Origin of the sequence: Mesorhizobium sp. M7A.F.Ca.CA.001.04.2.1 (assembly GCF_003998485.1) — a bacterium.
Taxonomy (GTDB): Bacteria; Pseudomonadota; Alphaproteobacteria; order Rhizobiales; family Rhizobiaceae; genus Mesorhizobium; species Mesorhizobium ciceri.
In genome coordinates, this window is the sequence record NZ_RZQT01000006.1 from 62,304 (window position 1) to 83,215 (window position 20,912).

21 protein-coding genes and 1 tRNA gene are annotated in these 20,912 nt (G+C 63.9%); 15 read left to right on the forward strand and 7 right to left on the reverse strand.

The genetic code is table 11. From position 1 onward, the window contains the following. Positions 1-225 precede the first annotated feature (225 nt). The 3 genes from EN955_RS03670 to EN955_RS03680 all read left to right on the forward strand — a co-directional run bounded on the left by EN955_RS03670 (position 226) and on the right by EN955_RS03680 (position 4,420). Positions 226-1,626, forward strand: a complete 1,401-nt coding sequence (locus tag EN955_RS03670; protein WP_024503786.1) for a lipopolysaccharide biosynthesis protein — start codon at positions 226-228, stop codon at positions 1,624-1,626. Continuing rightward, complete coding sequence (locus tag EN955_RS03675; protein ID WP_024503785.1) at positions 1,626-2,906, forward strand: GNAT family N-acetyltransferase; 1,281 nt, start codon at positions 1,626-1,628, stop codon at positions 2,904-2,906. Before EN955_RS03670 ends, EN955_RS03675 begins: the two co-directional genes overlap by 1 nt. 230 nt (positions 2,907-3,136) lie before the next feature. Next, a complete protein-coding gene (locus EN955_RS03680; protein ID WP_024503784.1) occupies positions 3,137-4,420 on the forward strand; it encodes a hypothetical protein in 1,284 nt (427 codons plus the stop codon). Positions 4,421-4,517: 97 nt separating this feature from the next. Here EN955_RS03680 and EN955_RS03685 read toward each other — a convergent pair. Beyond that, positions 4,518-4,602: transfer RNA gene (locus EN955_RS03685), tRNA-Leu, on the reverse strand. Between the two features lie 272 nt (positions 4,603-4,874). On the opposite strand from EN955_RS03685, the gene EN955_RS03690 reads away from it, so the two are divergent. Both EN955_RS03690 and EN955_RS03695 read left to right on the forward strand, forming a co-directional pair. Further along, the gene (locus EN955_RS03690) at positions 4,875-5,462 is read left to right on the forward strand and encodes a YqaA family protein (protein ID WP_013529435.1); all 588 of its coding nucleotides are present in this window, start codon (positions 4,875-4,877) and stop codon (positions 5,460-5,462) included. Positions 5,463-5,496: 34 nt separating this feature from the next. Beyond that, positions 5,497-6,015: a disulfide bond formation protein B gene (locus EN955_RS03695; RefSeq protein ID WP_013529434.1), complete on the forward strand. Its 519-nt coding sequence runs from the start codon at positions 5,497-5,499 to the stop codon at positions 6,013-6,015. 165 nt (positions 6,016-6,180) lie between these two features. Here the strand turns inward: EN955_RS03695 and EN955_RS03700 are convergent, their stop codons facing one another. Next, positions 6,181-6,738, reverse strand: a complete 558-nt coding sequence (locus EN955_RS03700; protein ID WP_024503783.1) for an HNH endonuclease — start codon at positions 6,736-6,738, stop codon at positions 6,181-6,183. 128 nt (positions 6,739-6,866) lie between these two features. Continuing rightward, positions 6,867-7,508, reverse strand: coding sequence for a DNA-3-methyladenine glycosylase (locus tag EN955_RS03705; RefSeq protein ID WP_013529433.1), 642 nt, complete (start codon positions 7,506-7,508; stop codon positions 6,867-6,869). Positions 7,509-7,582: 74 nt separating this feature from the next. Here EN955_RS03705 and gluQRS point away from each other — a divergent pair, with 74 nt between their 5' ends. Beyond that, entirely contained in the window at positions 7,583-8,458 is an 876-nt protein-coding gene (gene gluQRS, locus EN955_RS03710) for a tRNA glutamyl-Q(34) synthetase GluQRS (protein WP_024503782.1), read from the forward strand. 148 nt (positions 8,459-8,606) lie between these two features. Continuing rightward, the gene (locus EN955_RS03715) at positions 8,607-9,503 is read left to right on the forward strand and encodes a DMT family transporter (protein WP_032899299.1); all 897 of its coding nucleotides are present in this window, start codon (positions 8,607-8,609) and stop codon (positions 9,501-9,503) included. 102 nt (positions 9,504-9,605) lie between these two features. Here the strand turns inward: EN955_RS03715 and EN955_RS03720 are convergent, their stop codons facing one another. Further along, positions 9,606-10,457 carry a YihY/virulence factor BrkB family protein gene (locus EN955_RS03720; protein WP_013529430.1) on the reverse strand — a complete coding sequence of 284 codons (852 nt, stop codon included), beginning with the start codon at positions 10,455-10,457 and terminating at the stop codon, positions 9,606-9,608. Positions 10,458-10,512: 55 nt separating this feature from the next. Between EN955_RS03720 and EN955_RS03725 the strand changes: the two genes are divergently transcribed. From EN955_RS03725 to EN955_RS03755, 7 genes are all read left to right on the forward strand, one after another. Beyond that, positions 10,513-11,379, forward strand: coding sequence for an SDR family oxidoreductase (locus tag EN955_RS03725; RefSeq protein WP_081714319.1), 867 nt, complete (start codon positions 10,513-10,515; stop codon positions 11,377-11,379). 24 nt (positions 11,380-11,403) lie between these two features. Beyond that, entirely contained in the window at positions 11,404-11,595 is a 192-nt protein-coding gene (locus EN955_RS03730; protein WP_013529428.1) for a twin transmembrane helix small protein, read from the forward strand. Positions 11,596-11,620: 25 nt separating this feature from the next. Beyond that, positions 11,621-12,202 (forward strand): cob(I)yrinic acid a,c-diamide adenosyltransferase, encoded by a 582-nt coding sequence (locus EN955_RS03735; protein ID WP_013529427.1) that lies wholly within the window; start codon positions 11,621-11,623, stop codon positions 12,200-12,202. A gap of 28 nt (positions 12,203-12,230) precedes the next feature. After that, entirely contained in the window at positions 12,231-13,031 is an 801-nt protein-coding gene (locus tag EN955_RS03740; RefSeq protein WP_024503780.1) for a rhomboid family intramembrane serine protease, read from the forward strand. Positions 13,032-13,229: 198 nt separating this feature from the next. Beyond that, a complete protein-coding gene (locus EN955_RS03745; RefSeq protein WP_013529425.1) occupies positions 13,230-13,979 on the forward strand; it encodes an electron transfer flavoprotein subunit beta/FixA family protein in 750 nt (249 codons plus the stop codon). Between the two features lie 158 nt (positions 13,980-14,137). Continuing rightward, positions 14,138-15,067: an electron transfer flavoprotein subunit alpha/FixB family protein gene (locus tag EN955_RS03750; protein WP_024503779.1), complete on the forward strand. Its 930-nt coding sequence runs from the start codon at positions 14,138-14,140 to the stop codon at positions 15,065-15,067. Positions 15,068-15,275: 208 nt separating this feature from the next. Beyond that, positions 15,276-16,154, forward strand: coding sequence for a 3-hydroxybutyryl-CoA dehydrogenase (locus EN955_RS03755; protein WP_013529423.1), 879 nt, complete (start codon positions 15,276-15,278; stop codon positions 16,152-16,154). 56 nt (positions 16,155-16,210) lie between these two features. Here EN955_RS03755 and EN955_RS03760 read toward each other — a convergent pair whose 3' ends face one another. The 3 genes from EN955_RS03760 to EN955_RS03770 form a co-directional block, all read right to left on the reverse strand. Continuing rightward, complete coding sequence (locus tag EN955_RS03760) at positions 16,211-18,250, reverse strand: PAS domain S-box protein (protein WP_032899297.1); 2,040 nt, start codon at positions 18,248-18,250, stop codon at positions 16,211-16,213. A 134-nt stretch (positions 18,251-18,384) separates the two neighbouring features. After that, positions 18,385-19,023 (reverse strand): NrsF family protein, encoded by a 639-nt coding sequence (locus EN955_RS03765; RefSeq protein WP_013529421.1) that lies wholly within the window; start codon positions 19,021-19,023, stop codon positions 18,385-18,387. A gap of 1 nt (position 19,024) precedes the next feature. Then, a complete protein-coding gene (locus EN955_RS03770; protein WP_013529420.1) occupies positions 19,025-19,576 on the reverse strand; it encodes a sigma-70 family RNA polymerase sigma factor in 552 nt (183 codons plus the stop codon). 261 nt (positions 19,577-19,837) lie between these two features. Between EN955_RS03770 and EN955_RS03775 the strand changes: the two genes are divergently transcribed. Beyond that, positions 19,838-20,845, forward strand: coding sequence for an iron ABC transporter substrate-binding protein (locus EN955_RS03775; protein ID WP_013529419.1), 1,008 nt, complete (start codon positions 19,838-19,840; stop codon positions 20,843-20,845). Positions 20,846-20,912: the final 67 nt, after the last annotated feature.

Here is a 20,912-nt window from a genome sequence, read left to right on the forward strand (position 1 = left end):
ATAAAGCCGGGTGCTATCCTGATCGGCAACGTCTCCGTGCTGCGCGCCTCGGCGATGATGAAACAGCGGCGCAACCTCAAACGCCTGCGCCGCCCCTCATCCGCCTGCCGGCACGTTCTCCCCGTATAGGGACGGGGCGAAGGAAACTCCTCACCCAACCGTTTCTTAATGTGTCTCCGCTACACCAACGCCTGAAAAAGAAGCGGAAAACGGAGAGAAATCGGGGTGCGCTTTTCCGCGGCCACGACTGCCGGGCGGTTCTTGCCGCAGCGTTGGGCGCTGCGCATGGGGCCGTTGCTTGGCCGCATCGATGCCGTGCTGTTCACCGCCGACGAGCGCGGCGAGGCCAGCCGCATGTCGGTCATCGCCTTCTCGGTCCGCATCGTCAGCGCCGTCATCGCCTTCGTCAGCCAGGTGCTGATGGCACGCTGGATGGGCTCGTTCGAATATGGCATCTTCGTCCTCGTCTGGGTGACGATGGTCATCGTCGGCAATCTCGCCTGCCTGGGCTTCCACACCTCCGTCATCCGCTACATTCCCGAATACCGCGAGCGCGGCTTGATGGACGAGTTGCGCGGCATCGTGCTGGCCAGCCGTCTGTTCGTGCTGATCGCCTCGACGCTGATTGCCGGGCTCGGCGCGCTCGGCGTCTGGCTGGCGGCACCCTGGATCGAGAACTACTATGTGATCCCGTTCATCCTCGGCGTCATCTGCCTGCCGATGATCGCCATGTCCGACCTTTTGTCGGGCCTGGCACGCGCCAACAGCTGGGCGCTGTTTGCCCTGTCGCCGACCTATCTGGTGCGGCCGGTGCTGATCCTGCTGTTCATGGCGCTGATGCTGCTGGCGGGCTATGCTCCTGACGCAAAGACCGCGATCTTCGCCTCGATCGCCGCCACCTACGCCACAACGCTCGGCCAGCTTATCGGTGTCACCCAGCGCATGGAACGGCAGATCCCGGCCGGGCCGATGAAGGTGCATTTCGCGCAATGGTTCGTCGTCTCGCTGCCGATCTTCCTGGTCGAGAGCTTCTTCTTCCTGCTGACCAATGCCGACGTGCTGATGGTCGGCGCCTATATGGACCCCAATGACGTCGCCGTCTATTTCGCCACGGTGAAGACCCTGGCGCTGGTGCATTTCGTCTACTTCGCCGTCAAGGCCGGCGTTGCCCAGCGCTACGCCCAGTTCACCCATGGCGACCCGCAAAGGCTCGCCGCCTTTGCCCGCGAGACGGTGTCGTGGACGTTCTGGCCTTCGCTGTTGATGGCGCTGCTGGTGCTGGCGCTCGGCGAGCCGATGCTGGTGCTGTTCGGCCCGGAATTCAGCAGCGGCTATCCCTTGCTGTTCCTGCTCGTCTTCGGCGTCGCGGCGCGCGCCGCCGTCGGCCCCTGCGAAAGCCTGCTGACGATGAGCGGCAACCAGAACATCTGCGCCGCCGTCTATGCCATGACGCTGGCCTTCAACATCGCCCTCAACGTGGTGCTGATCCCGATGTTCGGCCTGTGGGGCGCGGCCATGGCCACCGCCTTTGCCATGATCTTCGAAGCCGGCGCGCTGTCCTTCACGGTGTGGCGCAAGCTCGGCATCGTCATGCTTATCTTCGTGCCTGCGAAAGGAGCCGCGTGATGGCTGCCATCCCGTTGCTTGAGGAAACCAGCGGCGGCACCGCCGGCGCCATGGTGTCGGGCCTTGCCGGGCTGACCCGTGACGCCGACCCCGCCCATATCGAGATTCTCGCCAACAACCGGCCCGAGCGCAAGCTCGCCATCTACCCGGCATCCGCCGGCTTCGACCTGGTCGAGGAGCTGGATTATCTCTGCGCCCGCACGGTCGAGCCCAACGTGTTCTTCAACCCGCGTTTCCTTGCGCCCGCCATGCCGCGGCTGGAGGATCGCGAGGTGCGGCTGGCGGTCATCCGCGACGGCGACGAATACCGCAACCGGCTGCGCCTTCTGGTGCCGTTCTCGGTGGAACGGCCGGTGGTGCCGCTCGGCGTGCCGGTGATGCGCACATGGTCGAGCCCGTTCGGTCCGCTCGGCACGCCGCTGGTCGACCGCGACGACCCGGTGGGCGTCGTCGAGGATTTCTTCTCGATGCTGTCGCGCCCGCATCTCAAGCTGCCGAAAGTGTTCGTCCTGCCCGATGTCCGGCTCGATGGCCCGGTGGCGAGCCTGTTTGCCACCGTGGCCGAGACGCGCGGCCTGATGCTGGTCACCACCGGCCAGACCCTGCGTCCGGCGCTGGAGAGCGAGCTCGACGGCGATGACTATCTGAAGGCCTCGCTGCGTTCGCACCATTATCGCGAGTTCCGGCGGCTGAAGCGGCGCCTTGGCGACCTCGGCAGGCTGGAGCATGTCGTGGCGCGCGGCCCCGAAGACATCCGCCACGCCATCGAGAACTTCCTGACGCTGGAGGCGGCCGGCTGGAAGGGCCGCGAACGCACCGCCATGGCGATCGACCGTTTCCGCGCCGCCTTCGCCCGCGAAGCCGTGCACCGGCTGGCCGAGCAGGACATGTGCCGCATCCATTCGCTGACGCTCGACGGCCGCACCATTGCCTGCCTGATCGTCTTCGTCGAAGCCGGCATCGCCTACACCTGGAAGACCGCCTATGACGAGACGCTGGCCAGCTATTCGCCGGGCACCTTGCTGATGATCGAGGTGACCAGGCAGCATCTCGACGATCCCAACATCATGATGACCGATTCCTGCGCCGTGCCCGACCATCCGGTGATGAGCCGGCTATGGGCCGAGCACAAGCCGATGGGCACGCTGGTGATCGGCCTGACGCCGGACGCCGACCGCCTCACCCGCCAGGCCGCCTCGCAACTGCACCTCTACCGCGAAACCCGCAACATGGCCCGCCTGCTGCGCAACCGCATGAAGAGCTTGTTGGGGCGGCGCTGAGGCAGGCAGGGTGCGGTTCTGGAAGGATGGCACATTTTCGCTGCAATATTTGACACAGAGGTGGTCGGGACTTTACTTCGATTGCCCAAGAGGCAAGCGCTAAGATCGACTTCCGCTTCAAAAAAACGAGATTTCTTGCAGCAATTTTCCGGTGAAACCCGGCAAGATCTACTCGCATTCTTGTCCTTGATGCACGATAGTCTAGTGATTCGGTCCGCGATGAGAGAAAAATGTCGCTGAATCATGAGGCCAACGGCGCCCGGCACATCAGTGCGAACGACAGCGCCGTTGTCCGAAGGGCCGACGAAGACTTCGAAGAACTGATTCGAAGCATCCGAGCCGCCACGCATCAAGCTTTGCCTCTCTTCGAAGAGGAGCCCGTGACCGGATTGGCCCAGTCAGACACGCTGGCCGCCTCCCTCGGCTCGACTTCGGCCCGGACGGGCTCGAGTCAGGCCCACGCCATGCGCGGCTCCTCGCTCTTGTCCAACGATGACGACTTGGCGTGGTCGCTGGTTGAGGACTATGTGGCCAGGCTCAATGCGCAAACGCACGATGCCGACGCTCCCGATACGGACAAATGGGACTTGCAGGAAGAGGTGGCGAAGCTGCAACGCTTGCAGGATCGCACCTCGAAAGAGCTTGGGCGAAAATCGCGCGAGCTATCGATCGCAAGCAAGACCATCGCCGACCTGGAGGTCCAACTCAACAGGGCACGGCAGACCATTGCGCAGGCAGATAGGCATGCCGGCCAGCGCGCAACACGGTTCCTCGAGGCGAATGTCGAGGTCGAGCGCCTGGGACGGAACCTGGCGCGCGTGTCGGGGCAACTCCGCGACGAGACCATGGCCAGGCAAGCCGCCGAGCAGGCGCGTGAGGACGTTGCATCGCGGCTCGCCAGCTTGCAACAGGCCGCCATGCTGCTTCGTTCCAAGGTCGCGGACTACCAGCTCCACAACGAACGACTGACCGGCAAACTATCTGCGCAGATGCTTGTACAGCAGGACCTGCAGGCGCGGCTGTCCACGGTCGAGCATCAGCGCGGCGTTCTCGGCGATTGCGCCGCCGCCGCGCAGGAACGGGCCGTGGAACTTGAAAAGAGGTTGCGCTCGCTCCAGCGCAGCGCCCCCGATCAAAGCGTGGTCCGCGCAACGCCGAGCGCCGGGCAGCGCGCCGAGGACGTGGCCGAGCATCGGCGCCAAACCTCGGAAACCGAGATTGCGAATTTACGCCAGGAGCGCGACGCGGCGCGCCGGGACTGTGGCGCGGTGAAGGTTCAACTCGCCGATCTCCGCTTGCGCGGCATGACCGACGAACTCGCGCATGCCCGTTGCCGCAACGAGAACCGCCAGCTTCACCAAAGGCTGGAAACGCTGACACGCCAGGATCCGCCCAGCGGACCGGCAGCCGATGACAGCGCCGATCTAGAACGGACATTCGACGAATTGCTGGCAGCTGGCGAGATCGGCCCGGCCAATGACGGCGACCCCAGCGTGGCGCGCAAAGCGTGTTGATCGCCTGCTGAGACGTATCGGGAGCCAAAGCGACCGTGACGCCCTTCGTCTATTGAACTTCGAGTGACCCGCCACCCGAAGCTCGGAGAGCGAAGGGTGGTGCCCCTAGCCGGGATCGAACCAGCACTCCTTGCGGAACTCGATTTTGAGTCGAGCGCGTCTACCAATTCCGCCATAGGGGCTCAGGCCGGGCGGCCTGGATGGCGCGGGACTATACGGTTGGAGGCCTGTTCGTCAACTGGCCAATTCCTCGTCGCCCCGGATGCGACCAAACTGCGCCTTTCGATTTCGTGACGGGGCTGCCATTGTGCAGCGCGGAAAATCTTTCTAGACAGGCGGCGCATCAAAGCGCGGCACGTCCGCGGGGACGGATGGCGTGCGCTGGGTCTTTGTTCTGTGCATGCCGTTACACCCCAACCTGCCTGCAATTGAACGACACGCATTAGGAGTGCCGATGCTTCGCGGACTTTACGACTGGACCCTGTCGCTGGCGGCCCGCAAATCCGCCGAATGGTGGCTGGCCTTCATCGCCTTCGTCGAAAGCTCGGTGTTCCTGGTGCCGGCCGACGTGCTCTATCTGCCGATGGCGCTGTCGCGGCCGGACCGCGCCTACCGCTATGCGCTGATCGCCACCGTCGCCTCGGTGCTGGGCGGCATCGCCGGCTGGTTCATCGGCCACTATGCCTATGACGCGGTCGCCAGGCCGATCCTCGAATTCTACGGCAAGTACGACGAGTTCGAGCAACTGCGCGCGGGCGCCGGCGTCGGCTTCATCGTCCTGATGCTGATCACATCGGGTGCCGCCCACCTGCCGCCGATCAAGGTGGTGACGATCCTGTCCGGTGTCATCGGCGTCAATTTGCTGCTGTTCATCGTGCTGGCGATCGTGGCCCGCGGCGCCCGCTTCCTGCTGCTCGCCTGGCTGCTGCGCCGCTATGGCGAACCGATCCGCGAATTCATCGAAAAGCGCCTCGGCCTGATCGCCGGCGCCGGCGCGGTTGCCCTGATTTTGCTCTATATCCTGGTCAAATACGCGTTCTGAACAGAACCATTGCAAGCCGGACGGACCGATTGAAATGACAGCGACCATGAATGCCGACACCGGACGCCAGCGCACGCTGACCGCCTTGTTCCTCGCCGTCGCCATGGCCGCCACCGTCGGCTCGGCGCTCGGCTTCCAGTATCTCGGCGGCTATATCCCCTGCCACCTCTGCCTCGAACAGCGCACGCCCTACTATATCGGCGTCCCGCTGATGGTGCTGGCGGTGATTGCATCGATGCTGCACGCACCCAGCTGGCTGACACGCGGCCTGCTGGCCGTCGGCGGCATCCTGATGCTCTACGGCCTCTATCTCGGCGTCTACCACTCCGGCGTCGAATGGCAGTGGTGGGCCGGCCCGACCGATTGCACGGCGGGCGCCGGGCCGGTCGACACCGGCGGCAAGGGCGTGCTCGACGCGCTCGACAAATTCGTGCCGCCATCCTGCGACAAGGCCGCCTTGCGCATCCTTGGCCTGTCGCTGGCCGGCTGGAACGCCATCGCCAGCCTGATCCTCGCCGCCGTCGCCTTCCGCGGCGCCCTCACCCGCGACTAAGCCAATTCGATTGAACGGCGCGACGCAGAGTTCGCGCAAAAATTCGCCAGGCTGAGTCGGATGGCGCGGCTTTCGAGAACCGGAGCGGAGCGTACTGAAGTACGTGAGCACCGGAAGCGCAGAAAGCTGCGTCAGGCGGCCAGCATGGCGGATTTGTGCCGAACTCTATGGTTCGAGTTCGACATCCCAGTAGAGATAATCCATCCAGCTTTCATGCAGATGGTTGGGCGGGAACAGGCGGCCATTGTTGTGCAGATCGTGCACCGTCGGCTGGAAAGGCTTCTGCAGCGGCCACATCTTGGCGTGCGCCGGCATCATGCCGCCCTTCCTCAAATTGCACGGCGAGCAGGCGGCAACGACATTCTCCCACGTCGTCGCGCCGCCGCGATGGCGGGGGATGACGTGATCGAAGGTCAGGTCCTCCGGCGTGCCGCAATATTGGCACTGGAAGCGATCGCGCAGGAAGACGTTGAAGCGGGTGAAGGCCGGGTGCCTGGAGGGCTTCACATAGGCCTTAAGACTGACAACGCTCGGCAGCCTCATCGAGAAGGTCGGCGAGGAGACGGCGTGCTCGTATTCGGCGACGATGTTCACCCGGTCGAGGAACACCGCCTTGATAGCGTCCTGCCACGACCAGAGCGACAAGGGGTAATAGCTGAGCGGACGGTAATCCGCATTCAGCACCAGTGCTGGAAGCCCATCCGGAGATACGGCAACCGTCACGTGTTCACCTCCTTGGTTCTAGACCCGAACGGCACGGATACTGTAAGCCCGACATGACAGGGATGTGAAGCGGATTGTCGCGTCGCTGAAGCGCCAAAAATGCATGATTTTTATGATTTTTCGCGGATTCAGGCCGGCGGCGCGGCGTCCCGCCCTCTGGTTTCACGATAATAGGACCAGAAAAGCCGCGATGCGACACCTCGCCACGGGCTCCATGATTCGGCCAATGCGATCAGCGTTTTCTCCGGCGGACGCGGCTCGATGCCGAGCGCGTGGCCGACCGCGCTCTGCAGCGCGACATCACGCGCGGGGAAAATGTCGGGGTGCCCGGCGGCGAATAAAAGGTACACTTCCGCCGTCCACGGGCCGATGCCGGACACCGCCGTCATTGTCGTGATCGCCTCCTCGGCATCGAGCGAACAGAGGTGATGCAGGTCGAGGCCGTCGACCACGGCCTGCGCAATTGCGATCAGGCCGCGCTGCTTCGGCCGCGACAGGCCGGCCTCGCGAAACATGTCCTCGCCGGCGGCCAGGATCGCCTGCGGCGTCAGCGGATCGACGAGCTTGGTCAGCCGGCCGAAGATCGCATCGGCGCTGGCGCGGGACACTTGCTGCGAGACGACGATCGACGCCAGGCTTCGAAACCCCGGTTCGGACAGCCGCAGCGGCACCTCGCCGGCCATGCCGCGCACCTTTTCCAGGCGCGGGTCGATCACGCAAAGCGCATCGAGCCCCCGGGCAATGTCGTCTGATGTCGCGATACGCTGCATGCTTTCTTGTTCCTGAACCGGCAGCACGGTAGCAATTGGCAAAACCGCCGCACAACCCGATTGCCGCCGCAGAGATGACACTCCTGACATTCCGCTTCGCGCCCAGCCCCAATGGCGACCTGCATCTCGGCCACGCCTATTCGGCGCTGCTCAACCAGAAGCTGGCGGCACGGGCGGACGGCCGCCTGCTGCTGCGCATCGAGGATATCGACACGACGCGCTGCACGCCGCAATTCGAGGCCGGCGTGCTTGCCGACCTGGAATGGCTGGGGCTTGGCTGGGAAGAGCCGGTGCGCCGCCAGTCCGAGCATTTCGCCGAATACCAGGCGGTGCTCGAGCGGCTGGTCCGGGAGGAACTCGTCTATCCCGCCTTCATGAGCCGTGGCGAGATCCGCGCCTTCATCGCCGACAGCGAAAAGCGTGGGCGCGACTGGCCGCGCGATCCCGATGGCGTGCCGCTCTACCCCGCCGCGGACAAGGCGCTGCCAGTCAAGGAACGCCAGCGGCGGATCGCCGGGAATGCGCCCTTCGCCTGGCGGCTGGATGTCGATGCCGCCTTGGCGCGTGTCGGCAAGGACCTGTCTTGGACCGAATTCGCCGACGAGACGCTTTCCGCGACACGCTCGATTGAAGCCCGTCCGCAGGACTGGGGCGACGTGATCGTGGCGCGCCGCGATATCCCGACCAGCTACCACCTCGCCGTCGTCATGGACGATGCCCTGCAAGGTGTCAGCCACGTCGTGCGCGGACAAGATCTGTTTTCCGCCACCGGCGTGCAGCGCCTGCTGCAGCAACTCCTGGGACTGCCGCAACCGGCCTATTTCCATCATCGCCTCCTCCTCGGGCCCGACGGACGAAAACTGTCGAAGAGCCTGGGCGATACCGGCCTTGCCGCCTTGCGCCATGCCGGCGCATCGCCTGACGACATCAGGCGAATGGTCGGGCTTTGAGCCCGGTGAGACCAGGGAGCCACCCCCCAGATGGGTCGGCCGTTGAATTCCGGTGATCTATGGATCAACCGTTTCGCTTTGCGCGCCGGGGTGAACGGGATTAGAGCATCGCCACGGCAATTCTCTCCAGTGCGGCGGACTCCGGAACATGCACAGCATCAAGCGGTTCATTCCCGCCACCTTCGTCGTTCTGTGGGCGACCGGCTTCATTGGCGCACGCTACGCCATGCCATGGGCGGAGCCGTTCACCTTCCTCGCCGCGCGGTTCGTCATCGCCGCCATCCTGCTGGCCGTCCTGATGCTTGTATTGGGTTCGAAAAAAGCCACCCGCGAGGAGGCGCTGCATGCCACCGGCGCGGGCATCCTGATGCATGGCGTCTATCTCGGCGCTGTGTTCTGGGCCATCCACAGGGGCATGCCGGCCGGCTTTTCGGCCCTCATCGTCGGCCTGCAGCCGCTGATCACGGCGGTGCTTGCCGGCAAGTTTCTCGGCGAGGCGATCCTGCCGCGCCATTGGCTTGGCCTTGGCATCGGCCTTATCGGCATCGTCATCGTGCTGTGGCCGAAGCTCGGCGCGCTCGGCGGCGGCGTGACCGCGGCGACATTGACAGCCTCGCTGGTTTCGGTGCTCGGCATGAGCGCCGGCACCATCTGGCAGAAGCGCTTTGCCTCCGGCGGCGACCTCGTCGCGGCGACCATGTGGCAATATGTCGGCGGTGGCTCGCTGATGCTCGTCGCCTCCCTCGCCTTCGAAACCCACACCGTCGTCATCAATGGCGAACTGATCTTCGCCATGGCCTGGCTGGTGCTGGTGCTGTCGCTCGGCGCCATCTTCCTCCTGATGGTGATGATCCGCGACGGCGAGATGTCGAAGGTGGCCTCGCTGTTCTACCTGGTGCCGGCGGTGACGGCGATCATCGCCTGGGCCCTGTTCGGCGAGCAACTCAACGCACTTCAGATTTCCGGCATGGCGATCACGACATTCGGCGTCGGCCTGGCAACGGCGCGGCAGGCCAAGGGAAGAACTGTGGAATTGAGGAATTGAGGAATTGAGGAATTGAGGAATTGAGGAAGAAGCACAGACAGCGCCGGATATGGCCCGCTTTTTCTCCAATTCTTCAGTTCTTCAATTCCTCAATTCGACCTGTCATCCGACCCGCGCGCGCGCCTCCAGGTAGCGGCTGATCGCGGCATTGAGCTCGCCGCCGAGGATGAAGATCGCCGAGACCATGTAGAGGAAGACCACGGCGATCATGATCGAGGCCAGGCCGGCATAGGTCGTCACATAGGACGAGAAGTGGTCGAGATAGGTGGCGAAGATGGTCGAACCGATAAGCCATGCCGCCAGCGTGAAGACGATGCCCGGCACCAGCGACACGAAGCGGCGCTTGCCCGCCGGCAGCCAGAAATGGACGGCAAACAATCCGCCGACAATGACCGCCGAAGCGATGACGTAACGCCATAGCGTAATGGTGCCCATATAGGGCTTGATCCAGTCGATATGGGCTTCCGCGAGCCGCGCCAGCAGCGGCGCGAACACCAGGAGCACGCTGATCGCCAGGAAACCGGCCGTGGCGATGAGCACGAAGATGATGCTCTGCACCCGGCGGTAGATGATGCCGCGCGTTTCCGAGACGCGGTAGGCGCGGTTGAGCGACGTGCGCAGCGCCTCGATGCCGTTCGAGGCAAAATAGGCCGCAAGCACCACACCATAGGTCAAAAGGTCGGTGCGCCTGACGGTCAGCACATTGAGCACTTCGCGCGCGATCGGCTTGGCGATCTGTTCGGGCCAGGTGTCGAAGACCAGATGCACGGCCGTGTCGGAGAACGCCTGCGCGCCGAGGAAGCTCGCCAGCGTCGTCGCGAAGATCAGGAACGGGAACAGCGCCATCAGCGAGGTGATCGCCAGATGGCTGGCCATCGCCCAGCCGTCATCGGTGTTGAAATGGCCAAGTGCGTCGTAGAGGACCCGCTTGAGGGCTACGATCTTCCGCAACAAGAACCGCGCCCTCCAATTGTCTCCACGCCGGGAATATGGGAAGGGATTGCGGCAAATGGCAACCCTTGGCGAAACCACGAACAGTCCGGCGCAGAAGTTGCGCTCGATTATCATCACCGGTGCGTCTTCGGGAATAGGCGCGTACTGCGCCCGCGCGTTGAAGGCGGAAGGCTGGCGGGTGTTCGCAACGGCGCGCAAGCCACAGGACATCGCCGCGCTCGAAGCCGATGGCATCGAGGCCTTCTATCTCGATTATTGCGAGCCGGACTCCATCGCCGCGCTGGTGACGGCGGTGCTCGACCGCACCGGCGGCCGGCTCGACGCCCTGTTCAACAACGGCGCGTATGCGCAGCCGGGCGCCGTCGAGGATCTGCCCGTTGCCGCGCTCAAGCAGCAGTTCGAGGCGAATTTCTTCGGCTGGCATGATTTGACCCGCCGGCTGGTGCCGGTGATGCGCCGCCAGGGTCACGGCCGCATCGTCCACTGCTCCTCGATCCTTGGCCTCGTGCCGGTGCGCTTTCGTGGCGCCTATTCGGCGTCGAAGCACGCACTGGAGGCCTTGATGCTCTGCCAGCGCCAGGAACTGGCGGCCAGCGGCGTCCACGTTTCGCTGATCGAGCCGGGGCCGGTGAAGTCGAAGATCGCCAGCAATGGCCTCATTTGGTTTCTCAGCAACATCGACCACGAGAATTCCGTGCACCGCGTGGACTATGCGGCGCAACTCGAGCGACTGCGGGCCGGCGGCAGCCGATCGGCCTTGAAGCCAGGGCCGGAAGTGGTTCATGCGGCGCTGCGCCATGCACTTCTGTCGCGGCGCCCACGCCCGCACTATGTGGTAACAGTGCCCGCCAGGATCGGCGCGGTGCTCAGACGCATCCTGCCGGCATCGATGCTTTACCGCCTGATGGCCAAACGCGCCTGAACGCCAACCAACTGGAACGAAGCAATGGCAACCGTCTTCAACATTCTCGCCATTCTGGTCATGGTCGCCGTTGCGGTCGTGCTTGTTCGCGGCCTCATCAACATGATGCGCGGCGGCTCCGGCGTCACCTCGAACAAGCTGATGCAGGCACGAGTCATGCTGCAGGCCGTGGCGCTGGTGCTGATCCTGCTGGCGGTGTATTTCACCCGCAAGTGAGGATGCCGGCGGCCGGGGAGGCGAAATGGTCAAGCTCAACAAGATCTACACCCGCACCGGCGATGATGGCACCACGGGTCTCGGCACCGGCGAGAGGCGGCTGAAATCCGATCTGCGGGTAGAGGCCTACGGCACGGTCGACGAGGCCAATGCCTGCATCGGCATCGCCAGGGTCCACACGGCCGCGGCCCATCCCGCGATCGACGCCATGCTGTCCCGCATCCAGAACGATCTGTTCGATCTCGGCGCCGATCTCGCCGTACCCGACGACGGCAAGCCGCTCGGCTATGAGCCGCTTCGCATCGTCGCCGTGCAGACCGACCGGGTCGAAAAGGACATCGACCTTCTCAACAAGGAGCTTCAGCCGCTCAAATCCTTCGTGCTCAATGGCGGCACAGCGGCGGCGGCGGCACTTCACCTTGCCCGCACCGTGGCAAGGCGAGCCGAAAGGCTGATGGTCGCACTGGCCCAGGACCCGAACGAGCACGTCAACCGCGACGGTCTGAAATACATCAACCGCGTCTCGGATTTCCTGTTTGTCGCCGCCCGGGCGGTCAATGACAACGGAAACGCCGACGTGCTATGGGTTCCCGGCAAGAACCGCTGATTGTCGAAAGCGGAAGAGGGCCTGGGGCATGTTCATCCCGCTTTACGACACCAACAGGCTGCGCCACATCCGCCTGCAATATGTGACCATCGGGCTGATCGTGGTCAACGCCCTGGTCTACCTCGCCACCGCGCTCGGCGGCGAGAGTTTCTCCAATGCCGCCGTGCTTGGTCTCGGCTTCATCCCGTCGGTCGTCCATGACACCGCCGAGCTCGATCCCCGTTTTATCGTCATCCCCGAAAGCCTGAGCTACCTCACCTATTCCTTCCTGCATGCCGACATCTTCCACCTCGGCGGCAACATGCTGTTCCTGTGGGTGTTCGGCGACAATGTCGAGGACGCGCTCGGTCACATCCGCTACCTCATCTTCTACCTGTTGTGCGCGATCGCCGGCGCCGCCTTCCAGGGCCTCGTCGCCTGGGACTCGCAGGTGCCGCTGATCGGTGCCTCGGGCGCCATCGCCGGCGTGGTCGTCGCCTATCTGATCCTTTATCCCAGGGTGAAGGTCTGGGTGTTGGCCTTCGCCCGCATCCCGCTGCGCATTCCGGCCTTCATCCCGCTCATCCTGTGGGTCCTTTTCCAGGTGGTGATGTTTGCCGCCGGCGGCGAGGATCAGATCTCCTGGGCCTGCCATATCGGCGGCATCATCGCCGGCGCCGTTCTGGTGCTTGTCTTGCGTAGCCGCGGCGTGCCGCTGTTTGCCGGCGCCGACGAAGACGTCGCGCCCGCCGCGCCCGACCAGCCGCCGGTTGCCACGGAACCGCTGATCCCCGATCAACCCGCCGCGACACCGCGCTGGGGACGCGGAAACGCTTCCAGTTCGGACTGAACCGATTTGAGCCACTTGCAGCGTATTGACGTGCAGGGTTGCCGCAACTACGGAAACGTCTCCGCCGCAACCTAAGGCGGGCAAAGACCAGAATTTCCATCCGGCCAGAATTTCCACCTGGAATGTCGGCTTTCGACAACTCAGAACGGGCGCAGGCTGTTATAGCGCGCCCAATTAGCGTGAAGAGGTGACAGGCAAATGAAGATCCTTGTGCCCGTGAAGCGGGTTGTGGATGCGAACGTCAAGGTTCGCGTGAAGGCTGATGGTTCGGCGGTGGAGCTCGCCAACGTCAAGATGGCGATGAACCCGTTCGACGAGATCGCGGTTGAAGAGGCGATCCGGCTGAAGGAAGCTGGCAAGGCGGAAGAAATCATCGTCGTCTCGATCGGCCCGCAGCAGGCGCAGGAAACCCTGCGCACGGCGCTCGCCATGGGCGCTGACCGCGCCATCCTGGTCAAGACCGACGAACAGACCGAGCCGCTCGGCGTCGCCAAGGTGCTGAAGGGCGTCGTCGACGCCGAGCAGCCCGGCCTCGTCATCCTCGGCAAGCAGGCGATCGACGACGATTCCAACCAGACCGGCCAGATGCTGGCGGCACTGTTGGGCTGGGCGCAGGGCACCTTCGCCTCCAAGATCGTGCTCGACGGCGACAAGGCCAAGGTGACGCGGGAAGTCGATGGCGGCCTGCAGACGGTGGAACTGAAGATGCCGGTGATCGTCACCGCCGACCTTCGCCTCAACCAGCCGCGCTATGCCTCGCTGCCCAACATCATGAAGGCCAAGAAGAAACAGCTCGACGAGAAGAGCCCGGCCGACTACGGCGCCGACGTCAAGCCGCGGCTGAAGGTCATCAAGACCGAAGAGCCGAGCGGCCGCAAGGCAGGCGTCAAGGTCAAGAGCGTCGCTGAGCTGGTCGACAAGCTGAAGAACGAAGCCGGCGTGCTGTAAGGAAATCCGATGAGGCCGGCCTGCAAACGGCTGGCTTCTCCGCTTCCGGTGCTCACGTACAGAAGTACGCTCCGCTCCGGTTCTCGAAACCAACCGTTTTCGACTCGGCCTGACCGGATTTCAGGGAGCCGCGAAGACGAAAGTCAGGAATATCATCAATGGCTATTCTTCTGATTGCAGAACACGACAACGCAACCCTTTCCGACCAGACCGCCAAGGCGCTGTCGGCCGCGCTGCAGATCGGCTCGGACGTGCATGTGCTGGTTGCCGGCAAGGGCGCCAAGCCGGCAGCCGACGCTGCCGCCAAGCTGAAGGGCGTGAGCAAGGTGCTGTTGGCCGAGGCCGACGAGCTTGCCGAGCGCCTGGCCGAACCGACGGCAGCGCTCATTGTGTCGCTGGCGGGCGCCTACGACACCATCATCGCGCCGGCGACCTCGTCGGGCAAGAATGTCGCGCCGCGCGTGGCTGCGCTCCTCGATGTCGCGCAGGTGTCCGAGATCATCGAAGTCGTATCGCCCGACACCTTCAAGCGGCCGATCTATGCCGGCAACGCCATCCAGACGGTGCAGTCGAGCGACGCCAAGAAGGTGATCACCGTGCGCACCGCCTCCTTCCAGGCAGCCCCCGAGGGCGGCTCGGCAGCCGTCGAGACCGTTAAGGCCGCGGCGAATCCGGGCCTCTCCACCTTCATCGAGAACAAGCTTTCCGAGACCGACCGTCCGGAGCTGACCTCGGCCAAGATCATCATCTCGGGCGGCCGCGCGCTGGGCTCCTCGGAGAAATTCCAGGAGGTCATCCTGCCGGTTGCCGACAAGCTGGGCGCCGCGGTCGGCGCTTCCCGCGCCGCCGTCGATGCCGGCTATGCGCCGAACGATTGGCAGGTCGGCCAGACCGGCAAGGTGGTTGCCCCCGATCTCTACATCGCGGTCGGCATCTCCGGCGCCATCCAGCACCTTGCCGGCATGAAGGATTCCAAGGTCATCGTCGCCATCAACAAGGACGAGGAGGCGCCGATTTTCCAGGTTGCCGACTACGGCCTCGTCGGCGACCTGTTCGTCATCCTGCCGGAACTGCAAAAGGCGCTTTGACGCTTTCTGCCAAAGCGTATTAAATGGTGAGGGTGGGGTAGACGAAGTCGCCCCGCCCTTTTAGTTTGCACCGCACAAAAAGCAGGCCGCAAAGGCTGAAAGCAATCCAGCAAAAGTGCGCAGCGGTTTTGCGTCCGGGATTGCGGTAAAATAAAAGGTGGAGCGCTTTCGCAGTTCAAGCGGAAGGGTTCAGGACGGGATCGGTGTAATGAGCAAGATCGAGACGATCGGCATCATCGGCGCGGGCCAGATGGGTGGCGGCATCGCCCATGTCTCCGCGCTTTCAGGCTACAAGGTATTGATCTACGATATCTCGCCCGACCGCATCGAGAAGGGCATCGCCACGATCAGCGGCAACATGGCCCGCCAGGTGGGGTCCGGCAAGCTCGACGAGAAGGTGCGCAACGATGCGATGGGCCGCATTTCGGCCGCGCCCGCGATGGCCGATCTTGCGGGTGCTGACCTGGTGATCGAGGCGGCGACCGAGGACGAGACGGTCAAGCGCAAGATCTACGCCCAGCTTTGTCCGCAGCTCAATCCCGAAGCCATCCTGGCGACCAACACCTCGTCGATCTCGATCACGCGGCTTGCCGCGCAGACCGACCGGCCCGAGCGGTTCATCGGCATACATTTCATGAACCCGGTGCCGCTGATGAAGCTGGTCGAACTGGTGCGCGGCATCGCCACCGAGGACCAGACCTTCGAGGCAGCCAAGACCTATGTGAAGCAGCTCGACAAGACGATCACGGTCTCGGAGGATTTTCCTGCTTTCATCGTCAACCGCATCCTGCTGCCGATGATCAACGAGGCGATCTACACGCTCTATGAGGGTGTCGGCTCGGTCGACGCCATCGACACCGCGATGCGGCTCGGCGCCAACCATCCGATGGGGCCGCTGCAGCTGGCTGACTTCATCGGGCTCGATACCTGCCTGTCGATCATGCAGGTGCTGCATGACGGCCTGTCGGACTCCAAGTACCGCCCTTGCCCGCTCCTGGTGAAATATGTCGAGGCCGGCTGGCTCGGCCGCAAGACCGGGCGCGGCTTCTACGACTATCGCGGCGAGCATCCCGTCCCGACGCGCTGAGCGGATCGTCGGCGCAAATCAGGGACAAGCCTTTCGGTTCAGCGGCGACGGGTCTATCAGGAGGCCACCGCCAGTGGCTCTGTCCGGCCATCCACGATCTGTGCGTCGGGCGCCACGGAGACACAGCCACGGCCCGCCGCCTTGGCGGCATAGCAAGCCGCATCGGCCCTGGCGATGATCTCGTCGACCTCGCCACAATTGGCATTGATCGCAGCCAACCCGATGCTGGCGCCGATCACGTGAGGACGGCCGTCCCAGGTGAAGTCTAGCCCGCCGATCGCATCGATGATGGAGCGCGCCGCGATCTTGGCGCCGGCTGCCGAACCCGATTTCAAAACGACCGCGAATTCGTCGCCGCCGAGGCGAGCGACGATGTCGTCTGGACCAAGCACGCCGCGAATAGCCACGGCAACCCGCTTCAGCAGCGCGTCTCCCGCCGCGTGGCCACCCGTGTCGTTGACCAGTTTGAAGTGGTCGAGGTCGATGAACATGAACTGATGTCCGGCGCCTCCGACCGACCTTGTCGTGTCGCCGACCAACCTTGTCGTGTCGGCGGTGCCGTCCTTGCGCGCCTGGTCGACGAGGTCCTCCATGGCGCGGATGAAGCTGGAGCGGTTGGCAAGGCCGGTCAGCGCATCGTGTGCCGCGGCGTGGGCGAGCTGGCGCTGCAGCGCGCGCGCATCGGTAAAGTCCTGGAAGACGATGACCAGCCCGCAGAATTCGTTGCGGTCGTTGACGATCGGCGACACCACCTGGCGGATGCTGCAGCGCGTGTCGTCGCGCCGGATGAGGACGGCGCGGCTGTTCTGGTCGGCGGGCGCATGAACGCCAACCGCGGGCCGGGTCACGCCGATCCTGTGCCCCGTCTCCTCGTCGACCGCCCAGTAGACATGGCCAAGCATCTTGCCGAGAGCCTCGCCGCCGGCAATCCCGGTCAGCTTTTCGGCGACCGGGTTCATGAAGGTGATCCGGTTTGCGGCATCGGTGCAGATGACGGCATCGCCGATCGATTGCAGCGTCACCCTCAGCCGCTCCTTTTCATCGGCAAGCATTGCCGCCGACACGGTGAGGCGCTCTTCGGCCTCCTTGCGGCGGGTGATGTCGGTCAAGCTGCCGATGGCCCTGATCAGCCGTCCATCCTCATCACGTTCGATGGCCTTGCCGCGGTCGAGGATCCACACCCAGTGGCCATCCTTGTGGCGCATCCTGAACTCGGCCTCAAAGAACGGTGTCTTGCCCTCGAGATGAGCGCGATCCGCTTCGGCGACAGTCTCGCGATCATCAGGATGGATCATCGTCAGCCAGCGGTCGGTGTCGCCATCGAGCTCGCCATCCGCATAGCCCAGCATCTTGACCCAGGTCGAGGAATAGGTCGTGCCGCCCTTGCGCATGTCGAGGTCCCAGACGCCCTGGCCGGCGCCGGCGAGCGCGAAATTCCAACGCGTTTCCGCTTCGGCAATGCGCGCCTCGGCCTGCTTGCGAGCGTCGATGTTCTCGATTTGCGAGACGAGATAGAGCGGGCGGCCGCTGGTCTCATCGCGAATGACCGAACCGGCAAGATGGGCCCAGACGGGCGTTCCGTCCTTGCGGAGATAGCGCTTCTCGAAATGGAAGGAATTGACCGTGCCCGCCTTCAGATCGTCCATCGTCTCCCGCCCGATCTGCTGGTCGTCGGGATGCGTGATCTGGAAGAAAGTCAGCGTCTCGATCTCTTCGCTTGTGTAGCCAAGCATGGCCGCGAAGGCCGGATTGGTCTGGCGGATGCGCCCATCGAGACCGACAACGACGATACCGATCGCTGAATCCTCCATGGCGCGGCGGAAGCGCAGCTCGCTCTCGGCGATCTGTTGGCGATCCATGCTGATCCTGCGGGTGGACAGGGCGGCGAGGAACAGCGCGCCCGCCGCCACTGCCATCGCGATCTGCAGGCAGAGTTTCAAGGCTTCGGTGCCCAGGTCCAGGCGCGACAGCAGGATCGAGGCCGCCAGCACGCCCAGGCCGGCGACGAGCAACGCCAGCCCTGCACGCCCAAGAGATTCTCGGCTGGTCAATCCTCGCCACATCACGATACGTGCCACCCCCGTGCGCAAACGCATGTTCTCGCCTCAACCTTGGCGGATCGATTTTAAGGAAAGGTTGCGTCAGGCATTCCGGTGCCATCGCTAACCGGCAAACAATTGCCGGCATGATTAAGGATCGGTATGCGCGAGCGGGCGAGCGTGGCGCAACGCTACCAGCGCACGAAAAACCGTCCGCCGAGCGCGCCAAGCAATGCGAGCGCTGCAATGGCTATCGTGTACCAGGTGGCGACGAAAAGCGGCGAATCGTCGAAGCAGTGGGCGGCATAGAAGGTTGCCGCCAGCCCGCCGGCGAGCAGGCCTGCCACCGCACCGGCAAGCACCGGCCGTGTCGGCGCCCCGTAGCGCAGCATCCACAGGAAGATGGCAAGCGGACCGAGGCCGATCAGCGGGATGAAAGCCATGCAGATCATCATGTTGGAGCCGACCATTTTGGTTCCCCACAGCGCCTCCGGCACCATGAAAAGCTCCAGAACCACCGCCACGGCTACCAGCACTGGCGCCGCAGCCATCCCAACCATCGCCCGGCCCGTCGACGCACCCGGTGTCGACAAGGCGCGGATCAGGGCGAAGGCGCTGACGGCAAGCACGATGGTGAAAACGAATTTGGAAAGGAAGCGCATCGTGTGCGCGGCCGCCATGAAATCCGGGCGTGGGCCGATGGTCAGCAGGAAAACGACGGCCGCGATCACCGCTGCCGCACCGGCGGCCAGCCACCAGGCCGATTGCAGCGGCATCGCCTTGCTGGTTGCATCGGCGTCCAGCGCCTTGATGAGATCGTCCGTTCTCATGTCATTCCCGCCCGAACCGCCCCTGCCCGAATCGCTTGGCTATCGCGGCAAGTCCGCGATGCAGCGACACCCGCACCGCCGTCTCGCTGATGCCGAACTTTGCCGCCGTCTCGCCGATGGACCGCCCTTCCACCGACACGGCCGAGACCACGGAGCGCTGAGCCGGCGACAGACCGTCCAATGCACGGTTGATGTCGCGCTCGCTGACGGTCTCGGTTTCCGGCTCGGCGAACGTCTCGGCGATATCGTCGACGTCGATCTCGATGCGCCGTCCGCGCCGCCTGAACGCATCGATCAGCTTGAAGCGGGCAATCGCATAGACCCACGGCAACACCGGCGCATCCTGACGCCAGGTATGCCGTTTCACATGAATGGCCAGCAAGGTTTCCTGCACGACATCCTCGGGATCGACCCCGCCCTGCACGATCTTGCGCCTGGCAAAACCGCGAACCAGCGCGGCAATCCGGTGCAGAAAGTCGGCGTAAGCCCTTTCATCTCCCGCGATCGCGGCCCGCATCAGCCGGGAAAGTTCGGCCTCGTCCTTGCCGCTCACAAGAGTTCACTCCCCGATTTTCGCGTCTCGGCGCTGATTTGTTACGTGGCCGGCGAAATAATGTCCAAGCCAAACTGTCGGCAAGTCACGAAAGTTTGCGGCACCGCCGAACCGTGAGCATCACGCGGAATTGTCCGTTCGGCACCGACCTTTGCACGTCAGCGACCGATTGAAGCACACCAACAATGTTGACTATAGCTGTCATGTATCGATAGGTGCAGCCGTGACAGACCTAGGACCCCCGAAATCGAGGACAATGCCATGAAATACGCTCTTTCCACCCTCGCCGGCGCCGCCGCGCTGGCAATCAGCCTCATCGCCGGTCCGGCAAAGGCGGAAGAGGATGGCATCATTGTCTACAACGCCCAGCACGAAAGCCTGACCAAGGCGTGGGCCGAAGGCTTCACCAAGGAAACAGGCATCAAGGTCACCGTGCGCAATGGCGGCGACAGCGATTTCTCCAACCAGATCGTCGCCGAGGGCGCTGCTTCGCCCGCAGACGTCTTCCTGACCGAAAACTCACCGGCCATGGCGCTGGTCGAAAGCGCCGGCCTGTTCGCGCCGGTCGACGCGGACACGCTGGCGCAGGTTCCCCAGGACTATCAGCCGGCCAGCGGCAAATGGGTCGGCGTTGCCGCGCGCAGCACGGTCTTTGCCTATAACAAGACCAAGCTGACTGCCGACCAGTTGCCCAAGTCGATGCTGGACCTCGCCGATCCGAGCTGGAAAGGCCGTTGGGCCGCCTCCCCCTCGGGCGCTGATTTCCAGGCCATCGTCAGCGCCCTGCTCCAGCTCAAAGGTGAAGCCGCTACCGCCGACTGGCTGAAAGCGATGAAAACCAATTTCACCGCCTACAAGGGCAACAGCACGGTGATGAAGGCGGTCAATGCCGGCGAGATCGAAGGCGGCGTGATCTATCACTATTACTATTTCGGCGATCAGGCCAAGACCGGCGAAAACAGCAAGAATGTCGCGCTGCACTATTTCAAGAACCAGGATCCGGGCGCCTTCGTCTCGATCTCCGGCGGCGGTGTGCTGGCTTCGAGCAAGCATCCGAAGGAAGCCCAGGCGTTCCTGAAATGGCTGACAGGCAAAGGCGGTCAGGACGTGCTGAAAACCGGCGATTCCTTCGAGTACGCGGTCGGCAAGGGTGCGGACTCCAACCCGAAGCTGGTGCCGCTCGCCGATCTGCAGGCGCCGAAGGTCGATGCCACGACGCTGAACTCCAAGAAGGTGACCGATCTGATGACGGCAGCCGGCTTGCTTTAGTTGCCATTCGTCCTAAAAGGACACCCGACCACGCTCCCGCGGGAATTCGCCTTCCGCGGGAGTGATT

Coding starts and splice junctions, on each gene's coding strand:
- EN955_RS03675 (WP_024503785.1), top strand. CDS start 1,626: ATGGCTGCCATCCCGTTGCTTGAGGAAACCAGCGGCGGCACCGCCGGC.
- EN955_RS03680 (WP_024503784.1), top strand. CDS start 3,137: ATGTCGCTGAATCATGAGGCCAACGGCGCCCGGCACATCAGTGCGAAC.
- EN955_RS03690 (WP_013529435.1), top strand. CDS start 4,875: ATGCTTCGCGGACTTTACGACTGGACCCTGTCGCTGGCGGCCCGCAAA.
- EN955_RS03695 (WP_013529434.1), top strand. CDS start 5,497: ATGACAGCGACCATGAATGCCGACACCGGACGCCAGCGCACGCTGACC.
- EN955_RS03705 (WP_013529433.1), bottom strand. CDS start 7,508: ATGCAGCGTATCGCGACATCAGACGACATTGCCCGGGGGCTCGATGCG.
- gluQRS (WP_024503782.1), top strand. CDS start 7,583: ATGACACTCCTGACATTCCGCTTCGCGCCCAGCCCCAATGGCGACCTG.
- EN955_RS03715 (WP_032899299.1), top strand. CDS start 8,607: ATGCACAGCATCAAGCGGTTCATTCCCGCCACCTTCGTCGTTCTGTGG.
- EN955_RS03725 (WP_081714319.1), top strand. CDS start 10,513: ATGGCAACCCTTGGCGAAACCACGAACAGTCCGGCGCAGAAGTTGCGC.
- EN955_RS03730 (WP_013529428.1), top strand. CDS start 11,404: ATGGCAACCGTCTTCAACATTCTCGCCATTCTGGTCATGGTCGCCGTT.
- EN955_RS03735 (WP_013529427.1), top strand. CDS start 11,621: ATGGTCAAGCTCAACAAGATCTACACCCGCACCGGCGATGATGGCACC.
- EN955_RS03740 (WP_024503780.1), top strand. CDS start 12,231: ATGTTCATCCCGCTTTACGACACCAACAGGCTGCGCCACATCCGCCTG.
- EN955_RS03745 (WP_013529425.1), top strand. CDS start 13,230: ATGAAGATCCTTGTGCCCGTGAAGCGGGTTGTGGATGCGAACGTCAAG.
- EN955_RS03750 (WP_024503779.1), top strand. CDS start 14,138: ATGGCTATTCTTCTGATTGCAGAACACGACAACGCAACCCTTTCCGAC.
- EN955_RS03755 (WP_013529423.1), top strand. CDS start 15,276: ATGAGCAAGATCGAGACGATCGGCATCATCGGCGCGGGCCAGATGGGT.
- EN955_RS03760 (WP_032899297.1), bottom strand. CDS start 18,250: ATGCGTTTGCGCACGGGGGTGGCACGTATCGTGATGTGGCGAGGATTG.
- EN955_RS03765 (WP_013529421.1), bottom strand. CDS start 19,023: ATGAGAACGGACGATCTCATCAAGGCGCTGGACGCCGATGCAACCAGC.
- EN955_RS03775 (WP_013529419.1), top strand. CDS start 19,838: ATGAAATACGCTCTTTCCACCCTCGCCGGCGCCGCCGCGCTGGCAATC.